At 70.6% G+C, this 16748-nt stretch carries 13 protein-coding genes and 1 pseudogene; 2 read left to right on the top strand and 12 right to left on the bottom strand.

The annotated features are described in order from the left end of the window. Positions 1 to 19: 19 nt before the first annotated feature. The 5 genes from G3I71_RS23445 to G3I71_RS23425 form a co-directional block, all read right to left on the bottom strand. Positions 20 to 1366, bottom strand: a complete 1347-nt coding sequence (locus tag G3I71_RS23445) for a wax ester/triacylglycerol synthase family O-acyltransferase (protein WP_164316889.1) — start codon at positions 1364 to 1366, stop codon at positions 20 to 22. A gap of 165 nt (positions 1367 to 1531) precedes the next feature. Continuing rightward, positions 1532 to 3844 carry a GH92 family glycosyl hydrolase gene (locus G3I71_RS23440; protein ID WP_164316888.1) on the bottom strand — a complete coding sequence of 771 codons (2313 nt, stop codon included), beginning with the start codon at positions 3842 to 3844 and terminating at the stop codon, positions 1532 to 1534. A gap of 228 nt (positions 3845 to 4072) precedes the next feature. Beyond that, positions 4073 to 5293 (bottom strand): glucose-1-phosphate adenylyltransferase, encoded by a 1221-nt coding sequence (gene glgC, locus G3I71_RS23435; RefSeq protein ID WP_164316887.1) that lies wholly within the window; start codon positions 5291 to 5293, stop codon positions 4073 to 4075. Positions 5294 to 5346: 53 nt separating this feature from the next. Further along, positions 5347 to 6516 carry a glycogen synthase gene (gene glgA, locus G3I71_RS23430; RefSeq protein WP_164316885.1) on the bottom strand — a complete coding sequence of 390 codons (1170 nt, stop codon included), beginning with the start codon at positions 6514 to 6516 and terminating at the stop codon, positions 5347 to 5349. Between the two features lie 37 nt (positions 6517 to 6553). Continuing rightward, positions 6554 to 7297, bottom strand: coding sequence for an IucA/IucC family C-terminal-domain containing protein (locus tag G3I71_RS23425; RefSeq protein ID WP_164316884.1), 744 nt, complete (start codon positions 7295 to 7297; stop codon positions 6554 to 6556). Between the two features lie 215 nt (positions 7298 to 7512). Between G3I71_RS23425 and G3I71_RS23420 the strand changes: the two genes are divergently transcribed. Continuing rightward, on the top strand, positions 7513 to 8646 hold the full coding sequence (locus tag G3I71_RS23420; protein WP_203731106.1) for a DMT family transporter: 1134 nt from the start codon (positions 7513 to 7515) through the stop codon (positions 8644 to 8646). Here the strand turns inward: G3I71_RS23420 and G3I71_RS23415 are convergent. Then, positions 8636 to 9823, bottom strand: a complete 1188-nt coding sequence (locus G3I71_RS23415; protein ID WP_164316880.1) for a transglycosylase family protein — start codon at positions 9821 to 9823, stop codon at positions 8636 to 8638. The genes G3I71_RS23420 and G3I71_RS23415 overlap by 11 nt on opposite strands. Positions 9824 to 10162: 339 nt before the next feature. Between G3I71_RS23415 and gndA the strand changes: the two genes are divergently transcribed. Then, positions 10163 to 11602, top strand: coding sequence for an NADP-dependent phosphogluconate dehydrogenase (gndA, locus tag G3I71_RS23410; RefSeq protein WP_164316879.1), 1440 nt, complete (start codon positions 10163 to 10165; stop codon positions 11600 to 11602). Between the two features lie 527 nt (positions 11603 to 12129). Here the strand turns inward: gndA and G3I71_RS23405 are convergent. The 6 genes and pseudogenes from G3I71_RS23405 to G3I71_RS23375 form a co-directional block, all read right to left on the bottom strand. Continuing rightward, positions 12130 to 12771, bottom strand: a complete 642-nt coding sequence (locus G3I71_RS23405) for an aspartate/glutamate racemase family protein (protein ID WP_164316877.1) — start codon at positions 12769 to 12771, stop codon at positions 12130 to 12132. A gap of 26 nt (positions 12772 to 12797) precedes the next feature. Beyond that, complete coding sequence (locus G3I71_RS23400; protein WP_164316876.1) at positions 12798 to 13142, bottom strand: GNAT family N-acetyltransferase; 345 nt, start codon at positions 13140 to 13142, stop codon at positions 12798 to 12800. Between the two features lie 61 nt (positions 13143 to 13203). After that, a complete protein-coding gene (gene panD / locus G3I71_RS23395) occupies positions 13204 to 13623 on the bottom strand; it encodes an aspartate 1-decarboxylase (RefSeq protein WP_164316875.1) in 420 nt (139 codons plus the stop codon). A gap of 458 nt (positions 13624 to 14081) precedes the next feature. After that, positions 14082 to 14159: pseudogene (locus G3I71_RS52960) on the bottom strand (transposase); the annotation flags it as partial. A 133-nt stretch (positions 14160 to 14292) separates the two neighbouring features. Beyond that, the gene (locus tag G3I71_RS23385) at positions 14293 to 15318 is read right to left on the bottom strand and encodes an NmrA family NAD(P)-binding protein (RefSeq protein WP_203731104.1); all 1026 of its coding nucleotides are present in this window, start codon (positions 15316 to 15318) and stop codon (positions 14293 to 14295) included. 621 nt (positions 15319 to 15939) lie between these two features. Then, entirely contained in the window at positions 15940 to 16641 is a 702-nt protein-coding gene (locus tag G3I71_RS23375; RefSeq protein WP_164316874.1) for an SDR family oxidoreductase, read from the bottom strand. Positions 16642 to 16748: the final 107 nt, after the last annotated feature.

The following is a 16748-nucleotide window of genomic DNA, read 5'->3' as shown; positions in this document are numbered from 1 at the left end:
GCGACGATCATGACGCAGGTCACAGGGTGCAGGCGGCGACCAGCGTCTCCACCTCGGCCGACAGCGCGGCGGCGAACCGGTCGAGGTCCGGGACGGCTTCCGCGTCCGCGACGAGCCCGAAGTGGACCTGTCCGCGGTAGGTCGAGATGGCGACCGCCAGCGACTGGCCCTGGGCGAGCGGGGCGAAGGGGTAGACCTCGGTGAGCGGGTTGCCGCCGAGCCGGAGTCCGAGGCTGGGCAGCGGCACACTGGTGACGAGGATGTCGAACCAGAGCCGTGCGGCCTGCTTGACCAGCGGTCCGCCCAGCCGGTGCCCGAGCGGCGGCACATGGTCGGCGAGCAGCGCGACCGCGCCGGCGCCCCGCCCGGGACCCGCGTCCTTGTTGCGGTCCATGGCCGTACGCACACGGGCCAGGCGCCGGAGCGGGTCCGCGTCGTCGACGGGCAGCCGCATCAGGTACCCGGAGAGCCGGTTGCCCTGCGGTTGCGCGGTGCGCGGTCGCCGTTTGGAGACGGGGATGAGCGCGCGCGGGGCGACTCCCTCGGTCCCGTCGCCCCGCTCGTCGAGCCAGCGGCGCAGGGCTCCCGCGACGACGGCGATGAGTACGTCGTTCACGGTGCCGCCGACGGTCTTGCGCACCCGGTGGACGTCGTCGAGGTCGACGGCGACTCCGGCGGTACGGCGGGTTCCGGTCGGTTCGGCGACGAGCGCGGCCGACGAGCGGTTGCTGAGGTTGTCCAGACCGGAGCGGGCGACGGAGGCGCCGATGTCCAGGGCGCGGCCCACGTCGGAGAGGGCGCCGCGCACCAGTCCGGGCAGCTTGCGCACGTCCGGGAAGAGGCCGGTGGCGGGTTGTTCGGGGCGCGGGCGCGGTTTGGGCAGGTCGAGGGGGTCCATGACGCCGGCGGCGAGGGTCAGCGCGCGCAGGCCGTCGGCCAGGGCGTGGTGGAACTTGAAGAGCACGGCGAAGGAGGTGCCGTCCTCGCCGGGCAGCACATGGGCCTCCCACGGCGGCCGGCCGCGTTCCAGCGAGCGTTCCATGAGCCGTCCGGCCTCGGCGTGGAAGTCGGCGGTCGGGGCGTGCAGCCGGACGTGGTCGAGCGGGTCGAAGTCCGGTGCGGTCTCGCGGGTGGCTCCTCCGAAGGCCAGCGGGAGCAGGGGCTGCCAGACGTCCCGGATGCGCATGCGCAGTCCGGGTACGGCGACGGCGCGGGCGGCGAGCAGGTCGGCCGCGTGGGCTCCGGCGGTGGGCGAGTGGGCCGAGAAGACACCGAGGGCGCCCAGGTGCATGGGGTGCAGATCGGAGTCGATGTGCCAGAACGCCAGGTCGAGGGGGGCGAGCAGGTCCGAGGTCTCAGAGGTCAAGGGATCGCTCTCGCGTCGACGACGGGTGAACCAGCAGTCAATCGCTAGTGCGCGATTACGGTCAAGTACGATCAAGCTACGCTCAGTTAACAACGCATTAAGTCCCACCGCTGCCGGAGCGGTGGGACTTAACTGATTTATGAGCTTACGTCAGGTAGGAGACGGCTATTTCAGGGCGGGCGGCGCCGCATCCGCACCGGTTCCCCACCCGGACGGCTCCGGACCGACCGTGAAGTCGAGCGAGCGGGCACCCCGCAACGTCCCGCTCGTCACATACGTACGGCTGTACGGCGCCCCGTCGACGGCCACCGACTGGACGTACCGTCGGCTGTCCGACGTACCCGGTGCCGTGACCGTGAGGGCGCCGAGCGGGTAGTAGCGGGGGTCGAGGGTGAGATCGACCCGGTCGAAGACCGGGGTGGACAGGCCCCAGGTGTCGTAGCCGGGCTGCACCGGGAAGATCCCGATCGCCGACAGGACGTGCCAGGCGGACATGGTGCCCATGTCGTCGTTGCCGGTCATTCCGGTCGGGCCGTCCGTGTACAGGGTCAGCGCGGCGTGCACGACCTCGGTCGTCTTCCAGGGCTGGCCGGTGGAGAGGTAGGTGTACGGGGCGGTGAGGTCGACCTCGTTCTGCGGGTTGTACTTGTCCGCGTTGTAGTAGGCGTACGGGCCGTTCACCCACACCTCGCGGGCCGTCCCGGCCGGGTCCGCCTTCATCCGGTCGTAGGCGAAGAACGCGTCGAGCCGGTTGTTGGCCGCCTCCCTCCCCCCGAGCAGGTCCACCAGGCCCGGCAGGTCCTGCGGGACCAGCCACTGGTACTGCCAGGCCGTGCCCTCGTGGAATCCCTCGCCCTTGGCCGGATCGGGGTCGCCCGTGAAAGCGCCGGAGCCGTCCCGGGGCCGGAAGAAGCCGGTCGAGGGGTCGAAGACGTCGCGGTAGCTCTGCGCCCGGTCCGCGTAACGGGCCGCGTCGGCCTCGTGGCCCAGTTCGCGTGCCATCTGGGCCAGCATCGCGTCGGACAGGGCGTACTCCAGGGTGACGGACGCGCCCCAGTGGTAGTCCGAGTCGCCGAGCTTGGTGCGCGGGCGGCCCTTGAGATAGGGCGCGAAGCCGTTCTCGATGTACTCGCGGTTGGCCTCGCGCCCCAGCATGGGCAGCGCGGCGGGCGGTACACCGTCCGCGTTCTTCTTCAGGGCGCGGTAGGCCCGCTCCTCGTGGCCGTGCAGCAGACCCTGCTGGTAGGCGTGGGTGAGGAACGGGGTGACCGGGTCGCCGGTCATGATGTTGGTCTCGACCGTGCCGTACCCCCACTTGGGCAGCCAGCCGCCCTCCTCGTCGATCTTCAGCACCGAGAGCGCCATGTCCCGGGCCTCACGGGGTGCGAGCAGCGACAGGAGCTGGGCCTGGGTGCGGTAGGTGTCCCACAGGGACCAGTTCTGGTAGTACGTGAAGTCCCGCGCACGATGGATCTTCAGGTCCCAGCCGGTGTAGCGGCCGTCGGCGTCGCTGCCGATGCTGGGGGCGAGGAAGCTGCGGTACAGGGACGAGTAGAAGGTCCGGCGCAGCGTGTCCGAGCCGCCGGTCACGCCCACGTCGTCGAGGCGCGCCTCCCAGGCGCCCCGGGCCGCCTCCCTCACCTCGTCGAACGGCCGTCCGCCCTCGGCGCGCAGGTTGCCGGCCGCGCCGTCCGCGTCGACGTACGACAGGGCGGTGGTCGCCTCGACGGTGCGGTCGCCGTCCGTCGTGTCGAAGCGGACGTAGGCGCCGTCGCCGCCGGTCCGGGAGCCGCCGGTGACCGTGGTGCCGTCCCAGGTGCCGTACGCCGTGAAGGGCCGGTCGAAGCGGGTGACCGTGTGGACGGTGTACGGCTTGGTTCCCCGGCAGAAGCCGGAGCCTGTGATCGTCGTGCGGACGGTCCGGTCGTCGAGGATCTCGACCCGGTTCGCCACCTTCGTGTGCAGCGACTGGCCCGCGTTGAGCAGCACGTTGGCCTTGCTGGTCGCGGGGAAGGTGTACCGCTGGACGCCGGTGCGGGCGGTCGCCGTCAGCTCGGCGTCGATGCCCGACTTCAGGCCCACCTTGTAGTAGCCGGGGTTCGCGCTCTCGGTGTCGTGGGTGAACTCGGCGGCGTAGGACGCGTAGTCGGTGCTCGTGATGTCGCCGGTCGTGGGCAGGACCGGCAGGTCGCCGCCGATCCGGCAGCCGACGCCGGAGAGGTGGACGAGGGAAAAGCCCCGGATGCGGGTCTGGGAATAGCGGTAGCCGGTCTTGTGCCCGGTGTCGGGCGAGAGCTGCACCATGCCGAAGGGCACGGTCGCGCCGGGGAAGGTGTTGCCCTCGTTCTCCGTGCCGATGAACGGGTTGACCAGGTCGGTGAGCCGCTCGTCACGTGCGTGGGCGGCCGGTGCGGCGAGCGCGCCGGCCAACAGGGCGGCGGCCGTCACCGCCCCAGCGGTGCGCAGCGTCCATCTCACAGGGCAGTCCTCCGTCGGCTCGGACAGCTGTCGGGGAGCCCGGGAGGCACCCGGGTCCGTGTCCCGGATCTGTTCCTCTCCGGACGTCCCGATCCGCGCCGCAGCCCGCACGGTCACCTCGGAGCCGTACGGCAACAGCCCGTTCGGCTCACTCGCCGGGCCCCGGACACGCCGACGGCCCCGGTGAGCACGGGCTCACCGGGGCCGAGGGTGTGTGTGCGTACCTGTCTATGACACGTGCTGGCCCTTCCCGAGGCCGATCACGCCGCCCTTGGAAACGGTGTAGAGGTCGGCGTCGCGCTCCGGGTTGACGCCGATCGTCGCGCCCGGCGGGACCTCGACGTTCTTGTCCAGGACGGCCCCGCGCACGATCGCGCCCCGCCCGATGCGCACGTTGTCGTGCAGGATCGACCCCTGCACGACGGCACCGGGATCGACCCGGACGCCGGGCGAGAGTACCGAGCGCGTGACCTGGCCCCGGATCAGGCACCCGGCGCTGATGATCGACTCGCTGGCGATGCCGCCGGCGTTGAAGCGGGCGGGCGACAACTGGCCGGAGTGGGTGTAGACGGGCCAGGTGCGGTTGTAGAGGTTGAACGCGGGCCGCTCGGCGATCAGGTCCATGTGGGCGTCGTAGTACGCGTCTAGCGTGCCGACGTCCCGCCAGTAACCCTGGTCGCGGGTTGTCTCGCCGGGCACGTGGTTCTGGCTGAAGTCGTACAGCTGGGCCTCACCGCGGTCGGTGAGCGCGGGCAGGATCGAGCCGCCCATGTCGTGCACGGAGTCACCGTCCTCGGCATCCCGCTGAAGAGCCTCGATGAGGGCCTTGGTGGTGAAGATGTAGTTGCCCATCGAGGCGAAGACGCACCCGGGGTCGCCGGGCAGACCAGGCGGGTCGGCGGGCTTCTCCAGGAAGCCCTGCACGGTCTGGCCGTCCGAGCCGGGACTGATCACACCGAAGGACGACGACTCGGCGCGCGGCACCTTGATGCCCGCGACCGTGACCCCGGCGCCGCTCTCGATGTGCTGGCTGAGCATCTGCCGGGGGTCCATGCGGTAGACGTGGTCGGCACCGAACACCGCGACATAGTCGGGCTGCTCGTCGTGCACCAGGTTGAGCGACTGGAGGATGGCGTCGGCGCTGCCCAGATACCAGCGCGGACCGAGGCGCTGCTGGGCGGGGACCGGGGTGACGTAGTTGCCGAGCAGACTGGACATCCGCCAGGTGGTGGTGATGTGCCGGTCCAGCGAGTGCGACTTGTACTGCGTGAGCACGCAGATGCGCATGATGTCGGCGTTGACGAGGTTGGACAGGACGAAGTCGACCAGGCGATACGTTCCGCCGAAGGTCACCGCTGGTTTCGCGCGGTCCGCGGTCAAGGGCATCAGTCGTTTGCCCTCTCCGCCCGCCAGCACGATCCCGAGCACAGAAGGCCCACCACGACGCATCGCCGCTCCCCTCACCGTGGTTGTGCACGTTGCTTTCCCGTACGCCGGTCGGGCTAAGCCTGTTGACCTTGTTTGAGGGTCTCCTCATAAAGCCTTACCGTCCGTCTGGCCACGGCGTCCCAGCCGAACTCTTCCACCGCACGCTCCCGTCCGGCGTCTCCCATGCGGCGCGCGGCCTCCGGATCACCGATGACGGAGTCCAGGGCCCGCGCGAGGTCCGCCTCGAAGACACCCGGGTCCTCGTCCAGGGACACCAGTACCCCGGTTCTCCCGTCCTCCACCACCTCGGGAATGCCTCCGACCCGGGAGGCCACGACGGGAGTTCCGCAGGCCATCGCCTCCAGGTTGACGATACCCAAGGGTTCGTACACCGAAGGACAGACGAACACGGCGGCGTGTGTGAGGAGCTGGATGACGTCCGGGCGCGGCAGCATCTGCGGGATCCAGAAGACGCCCTCGCGTACGGCGCTCAGCTCCTGGAAGAGTTCGCGGAACTCCCGGTCGATCTCCGGAGTGTCCGGGGCGCCCGCGCACAGCACGACCTGGGCCGCCGGGTCGATGTCCCGCACCGCCCGCAGCAGGTGGGGCACGCCCTTCTGGCGGGTGATCCGGCCGACGAACAGGACGTACGGACGGCTCGGGTCGACACCGATCCGGGTGAGGGCGTCCGTGCCGTGGTCGGGGCGGTAGAGGCTGGTGTCGATGCCGTTGTGGACGACATGGACGGTGGCCGGGTCGAGGGCCGGGTAGCAGGCGAGGATGTCCTCGCGCATGGCCCCGGACACGGCGATCACGGCGTCGGCGGCCTCGACGGCGGTGCGCTCGGCCCAGCTCGACAGGGCGTATCCGCCACCGAGCTGCTCGGCCTTCCAGGGGCGCAGGGGCTCCAGGGAGTGCGCGGTCATCACGTGCGGTATGCCGTACAGGAGCTTGGCGAAGTGGCCGGCGAGGTTGGCGTACCAGGTGTGCGAGTGGACGAGTTCGCGGCCTTCGAGGGCGGCGGCGATGGAGAGGTCCGTGGAGAAGGTACGCAGCGCGTCGTTGCTCCCGTCCAGCGCCGGCCAGGACCGGTGCCGGACGACGCCGACTCCGCGGCCCTCGCCCCAGCAGTGCACCTCCAGGTCGGTGAGGGCGCCCAGCTCCCGGGCGAGGAACTCGACATGGACGCCCGCACCGCCGTACACATCCGGCGGATACTCCCGGGTCAGCAGGCCCACACGCACCCAAAACTCCCTGTCTCGGCGGTTGGTCCCCACATGGTCACCCAGATGTGGCGTTCGGGGAAGACCATGGTGCCCTGGTGAAGCAGCAGTCGCCGCAGATCCCGCCTCCGGGCACCCGGTAGTAGAGGCAGCAGCTGCGCCGCCGGAAGGCGCTGCCGGTGAGGGTGCCGGTCGGGGCGAGGCGGGGGTGGGTGAGCAGTTCGGCGGCGAGGACGTGGGCGCGCGCACCGGCGTCCGCACCCGCCCCGCCCGCCCCGCGCGCCCAGCGGCCGAGCTCGCGGGCCGCGCCGGCCAGTGCCGAGCCCGCGTTGCCCCACAGCAGGCCCTCGGCGACGCCGTAGCGGGCGTGCAGGGCGGCCGTGAGGGGCTCCAGATGCCCTTGTACGACGAGGTCCGCGACCGTTGCCGCGTCGGCCGGCCGGGGGCGCACCTCGGCCAGCGACAGGTCGTCGGGGGCGCTCGCTGCGGGGTCCCAGTGGAGCAGGCGGGGATCGAGGTCGGGGACGCTGCCGTACAGAACGGCGCAGCCGAGGGCGACGGACCACAGACGGGCCGCGAGCGCCTGTTGGGCGATCGACGCGGAAACCCGCAGCTCAGGGGCGTGAATACGATCCGCGACCGTTCGGACGCGAAAAGTTATGGAATCCGCGTAAACATCCTCGCCGCGATGGGCGTACGCCTGCGCGAGTGTCGGCGGTGGGTCGGCGGGGGCTCCGGCCGTGCGTAGTACGAAGAAGCCGCCGAGCGGTCGGAGCGCCGCGAGATCGGGGTCGAGGTCCACGAGAGGCAGTAGTACCAGTTCGGGCAGTAGCCGAGAGCAGCAGCTCCGTCCCCGCGTCACCCACCCTGGGGAGGACGTGGAGCCCGGCGTACTCCATCGGCAGTAGGACCCAATGGATGCTCTGGTACGACGCGGCGGCGCCCGCGAGGGGGGATCGTAGTCACCATGGAAGCCGATCGTTCGCCGCGCCCCCGCCGCACGCAGAGGAGTTGCTCATGAGCGCCCTCGCGTTGTCCATCCTGCTGTCGCTCGTCTCCGCTGTCGCCTACGCGGGCGGGGCGATCGTGCAGGAGCGGGTCGCGGACTCCGGGCACGGCCCGTCCTATGCGCCGATGCGCAGGCCGGTCTGGTGGGCCGCCGTGGCGTTGAACGGCTTCGGCGGAGTGCTGCACGTGGTGGCGCTGGCGTTCGGGCCGCTGAGCGTCGTCCAGCCGATGGGTGCCCTGACCATCGTGTTCGCGCTGCCGATGGCGGCGATGTTCGTAGGCCGCAAGGCCGGGGCGGCGGCCTGGCGCGGCGCGATCATGGCGACGCTCGGACTCGCGGGCCTGTTGTCCCTGGTCGGCACGTCCGAGGCACAGTCCATGGGCACCACCGAGCGGGTGCTGCTGGCCGTGGTCACCGGCTCCGCGGTGGTGGCGCTGATGGTGGCGGGGCGTGCCGCGCACCGGCACCCGGCGGTGCGCAGCACCCTGCTGGCCATCGCGTCCGGTATCGCCTTCGGTATGTCGTCGGTGTTCACGAAGGTGGTCGCCGTGGACTGGTCCGGCGGCCTCACGGTCGCGGATGTGCCCTCACTGGCGTTGATCGCGGTACTCGGTGTCTCCGGGCTGCTGCTCTCGCAGGCGGCCTACCGGGGCGGCGGCCTCACGGCGCCGCTCGCGACGCTGACGGTCGTGAACCCGGTGGTGGCGGCGGCGGTCGGCATCACGATGTTCGGCGAGACGTTCCGGTACGGCACCACGGGCACCATCCTCGCGCTGAGCTGCGGTGTGGTCGCGGCGGGCGGCCTGATCCTGCTCACCACGGAGCGCCTGCAGCACGCCACGCACACAGACGCTCTGCCCTCCGCCTTTCCTGCCCCTGCTTCCCCTGTTGCCGTTCCTTCGGCACCCTCGGTACCGGAACCGGCCGGATCCGGTACCGAGGAGCACGAGGAGACGCCGGCGGTGAGCGAGGAGCCCGCCCAGCCGGTCCTGGCCGCCGCGGCGGCACCGGCGCCGGTGACCGTGCGGGACGTGTTCGACGAGGAGCCCATTCCCTACGGGGCTTTCTACGGCATCCCCTACGTGTCGATCCCGATTCCGATGTCCGCCCGCGACCGGCACCGCATGCGGGTCAAATCCTGACGCCGCCGGCCCTGAGATAGGCCAGCGGGTCGATGTCGCTGCCGAAGCCGGGTCCCGTCCGCACCTCGAAGTGCAGATGCGGGCCCGTGCTGTTGCCCGTGGAACCGGAGCGCCCGATGCGCTGCCCGGCGGACACCGACTGTCCGGCCCGGACGGAGATCGCGGACAGGTGCGCGTACTGCGAGTAGCGCCCGTCGGCGTGCCGGATCACCACCTGGTACCCGAAGGACCCGCCCCAGCCCGCGTCGACGACCTCACCCACACCGATCGCCTTCACGGAGGTACCGGTGGGCACCGGGAAGTCGACGCCCGTGTGGTAGCCCTTCGACCAGGAGGAACCCGCCTTGTGGTAGGGCGTCCCGGTCGTGGCGCTCACGGGCGCGGTGAGCGTGGTGGTCGTGGTGCGGGGGGCCTTGGTGGCGGCCTTCTCGGCGGTGTGCGAGGGGGCCTTCTCCGTCCGGGACTTGCGGGCGGGTTCGGCGGTGGCGGGGGCGTGCGGTGCGGCCTTCGTACGGAGGTTCAGCCGCTGGCCGGGGACTATCAGGTCCGGATCGGTGCCGATCGTCGTGCGGTTGGCGGCGTAGAGGCGCTGCCAGCCGCCCCGGACGTCGCTGTCGTCGGCGATGCCGGAGAGGGTGTCGCCGTGCACGACGGTGTACATCTCGGCGGTGCCCGCCTGGGACTGGGGCGTGGTCTGCGGTTTCACGTCACGGACGGTCCGCTGGGACTTCCGTTCCGAGTCGCCCGCTTTGGCGGAGCTGCCGGACTTGCCGGAGGGGTTGATGTCGGGGGTGTCCCCGCCCCGGGTGAGGCCGGCGCGGACCGAGCAGGTGGGCCAGGCGCCGGGGCCCTGTGCCTTGAGCACCTTCTCAGCCACGGCTATCTGCTGATCCTTGGTGGCCAGATCCGCACGCCCGGCGTAGACCGTGCCGCCGTACGCCTCCCAGGTGGACTGGCTGAACTGGAGCCCGCCGTAGTACCCGTTGCCGGTGTTGATGTTCCAGTCGTTCGTGGACTCGCAGGCGGCGACCTTGTTCCAGGTCGCCATGTCCGCCGCGTCCGCCACTCCGGCGCCGACCAGCGGGAGCGCTATACCGGCGCTGCCCGCGGTGACAGTGAGAGAGGCCCGGTTGATCCGGTTCGGCTGGTACCGGCGATGCTTGCCGCGTACGGCCATGGAAGAGCCCCCTCGTCCGTTGCCAGGAACCGTAAAAGTAAACGCTGTGAACAGGCCACGACAAGACTGCAAACCAGCCTCTGTGCGGCCGAAGTTCGCCCGGGGCGAAACCGAGGGGAGACCGAAGTGGCCAGGAATACGGGTCGATTGCGTGAATGCTGAGGCAGGTGGGGGTTCTGGTCCGTATCTGCGTACGCAGGAACGGCAGCCCGGATGTGCGGTCGGCGTACCGGCACGCCAGGATGGCCCGAAAGGCAATACTGGCGAGCAGGTACGGCACCACCGATTCCAGGACCTACCGGCACCACCGTTTTCCAGGACCCACTAGGAGTCATCCGCATGAGCAACTCAGCCCAGATCGGCGTCACGGGACTCGCGGTGATGGGCCGCAACCTCGCCCGCAACTTCGCGCGCAACGGCTACACGGTCGCGCTGCACAACCGGACTGCGGCGCGTACGCACGCTCTGGTCGAGGAGTTCGGGACCGAGGGCGACTTCGTCGCGGCCGACACCGCCAAGGAGTTCGTGGCCGCGCTGGAACGGCCGCGCCGCCTGGTCGTCATGGTGAAGGCCGGTGACCCGACCGACGCGGTGATCCAGGAGTTCGCCCCGCTCCTGGAGCCCGGCGACATGATCATCGACGGCGGCAACGCGCACTTCGCCGACACCCGGCGCCGCGAGCGCGACCTGCGCGAGCAGGGCATCCACTTCGTCGGCATGGGCGTCTCCGGCGGCGAGGAGGGCGCGCTGCTCGGCCCGAGCATCATGCCGGGCGGTCCGGTCGAGTCGTACGACTCGCTCGGTCCGATGCTGGAGAAGATCTCCGCGAAGGCGGAGGACGGCACCCCCTGTGTGTCGCACGTGGGTCCGGACGGCGCCGGGCACTTCGTGAAGATGGTCCACAACGGCATCGAGTACGCCGACATGCAGCTGATCGGCGAGGCGTACCAGTTGCTGCGCGATGTCGCCGGGTACTCCCCCGCGCAGATCGCCGACATCTTCCGCACCTGGAACACGGGCCGTCTCGACTCCTACCTGATCGAGATCACCGCCGAGGTGCTGTCGCACGTGGACGCGGCGACGGGCAAGCCGTTCGTGGACGTGGTGGTGGACCAGGCCGAGCAGAAGGGCACCGGCCGCTGGACCGTCCAGATCGCCCTCGACCTGGGCGTGCCGGTGTCGGGCATCGCCGAGGCGGTCTTCGCCCGCTCCCTCTCCGGCCACGCGGCGCTGCGCGAGGCCTCGCGCGGGCTGGCCGGCCCGAAGGCGACCCCGCTGGGCGAGTCGGAGGCGGCGGCCTTCGCCGACCGCGTCGAGCAGGCGCTGTACGCGTCGAAGATCGTGTCGTACACGCAGGGCTTCCACGAGATCGCGGCGGGCGGCGCGGAGTACGGCTGGGACATCGACCTGGGTGCCGTCTCCGCCCTCTGGCGCGGCGGCTGCATCATCCGGGCGGCCTTCCTGGACCGTATCCGCGCCGCGTACGACGCGCGGGCGGACCTGCCCAGCCTGCTGTCCGACGACACGTTCGCGCAGGAGATCGCGGCGGCGCAGGACGACTGGCGCGAGGTGCTGGTCGCGGCGACCCGTCAGGGTGTCCCGACGCCGGGCTTCGGCGCGGCCCTCGCGTACTACGACGCGCTGCGCGCGGAGCGCCTCCCGGCCGCGCTGACCCAGGGCCAGCGGGACTTCTTCGGCGCGCACACCTACCGCCGCACGGACCGCGAGGGCGCGTTCCACACCCTGTGGGGCGGCGACCGGTCGGAGATCACCGGCTGAGACGGCCTCCGACGGTACGGAGTGATGGTGGGGCGGCCGGATTTCCCGGCCGCCCCACCTGGCGTTACAGTCCCTGCCCGGCTTCAGAGCAGCGGCGGGCCCGGTTCGAGATCGGGGTCCGGCTTCCCGTCGGCGGTACGGGGTGACGGTGGGCGGTGGGGTTTCCCGGCCGCCTCCTGGCGTTACCGCCTCGTTGCCGCTTCAGGTCAGCGGTGGGCCCGGTTCGGGGTCGGGGATCGGCTCGGGGCCCGGAGGCTGCGGGATGGGGGACGGAGCGGGGCCCGGTGGCGTCGGGGTCGGTGGTTCCGGATCGGGGCCCGGCGGTGGTGGAGTCGGGCCGGGGATCGGTGGTTCCGGGGCGGGGCCCGGGGTCGGGAAGGGGCCGGGGGTGGGGCCCGGCGGTACGGGGTGGGGATACGGGTCCGGTTGCGTCACTGTGTCCTCCCGCCAGTGGGTTCGTCGGCTCTGGACTTCTCCCCCGCGTACCCGGCGCACGCGCCCCCACTCGCTCCGTTCACTCCGTCGCGCTACGCCCGTGCGACCGCCGCGCCCGCCGCCAGTCCCGGGCGGGGGCTGGACAGCACCGGCAACGCGGTGGTCGTCAGCGACTGCGCCGGGGTCATGGAGGCCTGGGCGAGGATGATCGCGTCGGCGCTGTCACCGGGGACCGAGTCCACCGCATCGGCCACCGAACGGACATAGCCCTCCGTGTCGCCCGCCTGGAAGAGGGCCCAGGCGCCGTCCACGAACAGCTTCCGTACGTCGGCGGGGAGCCCGGCGCGGCGCGCCTCCTCCTCGACGAGGGCCACCGTGGGCCCGAACGTGCTCTCCGAGGTCGCGACGACGACCACCCTCGGGCCGATGGCCACCGCGGCGGCGGCCATCGGGCGGTCGACCCGCAGCACGGGCACCCCGACCTCCGCGGCGGCCGCCTCCGCGACACCGCCGATGGAGGAGCAGGTGCAGAGCACGGCGGCGGCGCCGCCGGCGACGGCCTGCTCCAGGACGGCCCGGACGTCACCGGCCACGGCGTCGGGTCCGTCGGCCCGGGCCCTGGTCAGCAGGTCCTCCTGGACGAAGTGGGCGAGTTCCAGGCCCTGGTGGTCCTCGTCGCGCAGGGCGTCGAACACCGGGACGTGCACGGGCGAGGTGTGCAGAAGGGCGAGCACGGTGCGGTGAGTCCTCTTGTCGGACGTCAGAAGCGGTCGGGGTTCGCCACGAGCCACTCCTTGGCGGCACGGAGAAGCTGGGGGTCCGCCGCCGGGGCCTCGGCGGGGTGACGCTCGGCCCACTTCACGACGTACGGGCAGAGGGGGGCCACGACGATGCCCTCGCGGGCGGCCATGAGGTACAGCTCACGGGCCAGTGAGCCCGCGATGCCCTTTCCCTCGTGTGCCGGCTCGACGATCGTGTGGACGGGGACCAGCGCGCGTCCCCGCGCGGCCAGCACGAAGTACGCGATGTGGCCCACAACCTCCCCCGCCGCCACCGCCTCCAGGCGGCCTGCCGTCCGGTCGTCGCGGATCTCGATGTCACTCATGGACACTCCTCGTCGGGTCGTCGCATCATCGGACGCCCCGGCTGGCCGGCTCGCCGGACGGTCAGACCGTGAGCGCCTGCGGGCTGCGCTCCTGGTCCGACCCCGGCACCGGCTCGGCCGGGTCGGCGCCCAGCGCCACGACGCGGTTGCCGTGGTCCACGTGGACCACCTTCGGCCGCAGCGCCCGCGCCTCGGCGTCGGTCACCTGAGCGTAACTGATGATGATCACCAGATCTCCGGGGTGGACGAGATGGGCCGCCGCCCCGTTGATCCCGACGACACCGGACCCCCGCTCGCCCTCGATGACGTATGTCTCCAGCCGGGCGCCGTTGGTGATGTCGACGATGTGCACGAGCTCGCCGGGCAGCAGGTCGGCGGCGTCGAGGAGGTCGGCGTCGATGGTCACGGAGCCGACGTAGTGCAGGTCGGCCTGGGTGACGGTGGCGCGGTGGATCTTGGACTTGAACAGAGTACGCAGCACTTTGGACTCCTGGAAGACGGCTCCCTGCCTGCTTTCTGCAGGTCAAGGGCGTCATTCACTGTACATCGGCATGCCTTGGACTCGAAGACCTTTCATGACATCGTGCGCCGCGCGAGCAGGAGCACGTACAGAAGGCTGTCTCGGACCTCATGCTCATCGGAGGCTGACTTGCGTGATGGATCGTCAGGCAAGCGAGGGCCTCCAGTTACTGGGACTGCTTGTGCAGCGAGCGCCGCGCGAGGAGCATCCTCTCGGCCCGGGATTCCACTGAGAACTTTTCCCGAAGCCGGTAACGGCGCGGTCGCAGTAACTGCAGATGCCCACGCACTCTTCACCGCAGGTCAGGCACAGAAGGACGGCGGTTTGTTCGCCATCGACAGTCCTTCCGCCGGGCACGCTCGTGACGGCGCCACCGGAACAGAGGAACTCGTTGTGCTCGTGCACCGGTGCCGGTCCATCCACGCCGTGATCACCGGCTCGATCAACGACCACTGCTCGTCCGACAGGTCACTCGGATACGGCTTGCGTTCACCCACCCGAACACATCACCAGATCAACAACCGCGGACCGGCAGACTCCGCCTCGCTGCCACACCGTCAGGCGACAGTAGACCCCCTTAAGGACTCACGAACCGCCCCCTCAGAAGGTGCTTTCGGCCACCTCCACGCGTCAAAGTGCGGGATCCGACGAATTGGAGAGGTGGGCCGGATCGCTCAGCGGTTCAGCAGACGCCAGCTTCCGGATGCGCGGGTGGTTCTCCAGCGCCCACCGCACGGTCTTCGGCGGGCGTCCGAGCAGGGTTTCCAGTTGGTCGGTGGTGCCGCGGTAGCCGCCGCCACCCTTCAGCCGGGTCAGGGTCTTGAGGTGCTCCGCGGTGTGCGGGAGCGCGGACAGGGCGGTGTCGACGTAGGTCTCGTTCCAGGTTTCGATGTCTTCGGGAACGTACGTGACCTCGCGTCCCAGAACGGCCGCGTAGTCCTCCGCGAACCCGTGCATGTCCTTCAGCTCCGGGCCGTTGAGGTCGTAGGACTTCGAGATGTGCGGCTCCGGGTCGGCCAGGATCTTCACGCAAACCTCCGCCACGTCGTAGCCCGCGATGGGCGCGAGCCGGTGGTCACCGAAGGGCAGGCGCAGTTCGCCCCTGCTCAGCGGCTCCAGTGCCAGCCAGGTCATCAGGGGGTTCTCGATGAACATGGCCGCCCGGATGTTGACGGTCGGGAGGCCGGACCAGTCCAGCACCTGCTCGGCGACCCAGTGGGCGCGTTGCTGCGGCGACCAGTTGGCGACGAGTCCGCCGAGCCACGCACGCCGCTCTTCCTCCGGCGCGGTCATCTTGTCGAACGTCATGAACGACTGCTCGTACTCGGAGATGTTGACGAACACCTCGATGTCGCCCTGGGCCCGTGCCGCGGCGGCCATCAGGCTGACGGCGTCGGTGCAGTACGGCGACAGGCTCATGCTGAAGTAGATGCGGCGGACACCCTTCAGCGCGGCGCTCACGTCGGCGATGGTGAGCAGGTCACCGACGAAGACCTCGGCCCCGGCCTGGCGGAGCACATCCGCGCGTTCGTCGTCCTGGCGCACGAACGCGCGCACCGGGTGCCCTTGTTCGAGCAGCATGTCGACCATCGTCCGGCTCACACCACCGACTTCGCCGGCGGCACCGGTGATCAGGATGGGGTTGCGCTCTGGCATCAATGTGTCCTCTGTCTGGTGGTGGGGGGATTCAGTTGTTGAGAAAGCCACATGACGGATGCCGCGTAGCGTCATCGGGACGCGGGGTCGTCGATGCGGGTGAGGGAAGTCGAGGAGTGCGGCATTGGCCTTGGCGGGACGCTCCTGCTGTGTCCAGTGCCCGCAACCCGGCTGCACCGAAGGCAGTGCAGTTGAGGCGCGGCAACGGTCAGCGGTCAGCGGTTGTCCGACCCGCCCTGGCCACGGAAGATCTCGCCCAGCGAGCTGCCCCCGCCGGGGGACGCAGCGCGGTGACCATGTCGCGGTCTCCCACCACGCCCGCTCGCCGTGCAGGACGAAGTCCTCCGCGTACGCCCGAATGTCGTCCTCCGTCGGCCATGCCGGGAGAGCGGGTGAGTCCCGGCGTAGCCGCGCTGGTCGGGAGCGACGAACGGGTACCGGGCCGACCCCAGCGACCCGAACCGGTGACGCCAGGAGCACCAGCTCTCCGGCCGGCCGTGCAGCAGCAGGACCAGCGGCCCTGCCCCTGTTCGGCGATGTGCAGCCGGAACCCCCTCACATCGGCGAAGCGGTGGGTGGGCGAGCTGTCCACACGGGGCTGCCTGGAAAACGCGGGTGGTGTCAGTTCTTCAGCTGGGCGTACATGGCTTCCAGGTCGGAGGACAGCTGGGACTTGACCCAGCGGGTGGTGTCGTCGGCCAGCACCTCGTGTGCTCCCGCCTCGATGCCGTCGAGTGCGGCCACGGCGATGTCGCGGGGGTCGGCCTTGGGCGCGTCGAGACCCGAGGTCATTTCCGTGTCCACGTAGGCCATGTGGAGCCCGGTCACCGCGATGCCGCGCGGCTGCAGCTCCAGGCGCAGGGAGTTGGTCTGCGACCACAGGGCGGCCTTGGAGGCGCCGTAGGGCGTGCCGTCGGCCAGCCAGGACAGGGCGGAGTGGGCGTTGAGGATGTGGCCCCCGCCGTTGCGCTCGATGACCGGCACGAAGGCCCGGGTGACCAGCAGCGGCCCGTAGAAGTTGGTCTCCAGATCCCGGCGCACGTCCTCCATCGGGGAGTTGAGGTACGAAGCGCGGACGGAGGCCCCGGCGTTGTTGATCAGGATGGTGACGTCCTGAGCCTGCTCGGCTGCGGCTGCCACGGATGCCGGATCGGTGGCCTCGAGCGCCAGCGGAACGGCATCGGGGTGGGTCACCGTGCGCGGGTCACGGGCCGTGGCGTAGACCTTGCCGGCGCCGCGCGCGTAGAGCTCCTCGACCAGCATCCTGCCGATGCCACGGCTGCCTCCGGTGACGAAGACGCTGGCGCCCTTGATTGCTGTCATTACTACCTCCATAAAGATGAAACCGATCGGTTTCACCAACCGTAAACCGTTCGGTTTCATCATGCAAGTCGGGTTGAGCTGAGCACCGGGTGACTACGGCACGCGGG

This window comes from Streptomyces sp. SID12501 (genome assembly GCF_010550245.1).
Lineage (GTDB): Bacteria > Actinomycetota > Actinomycetes > Streptomycetales > Streptomycetaceae > Streptomyces.
This window is presented reverse-complemented; position numbering and strand designations above follow the sequence as displayed.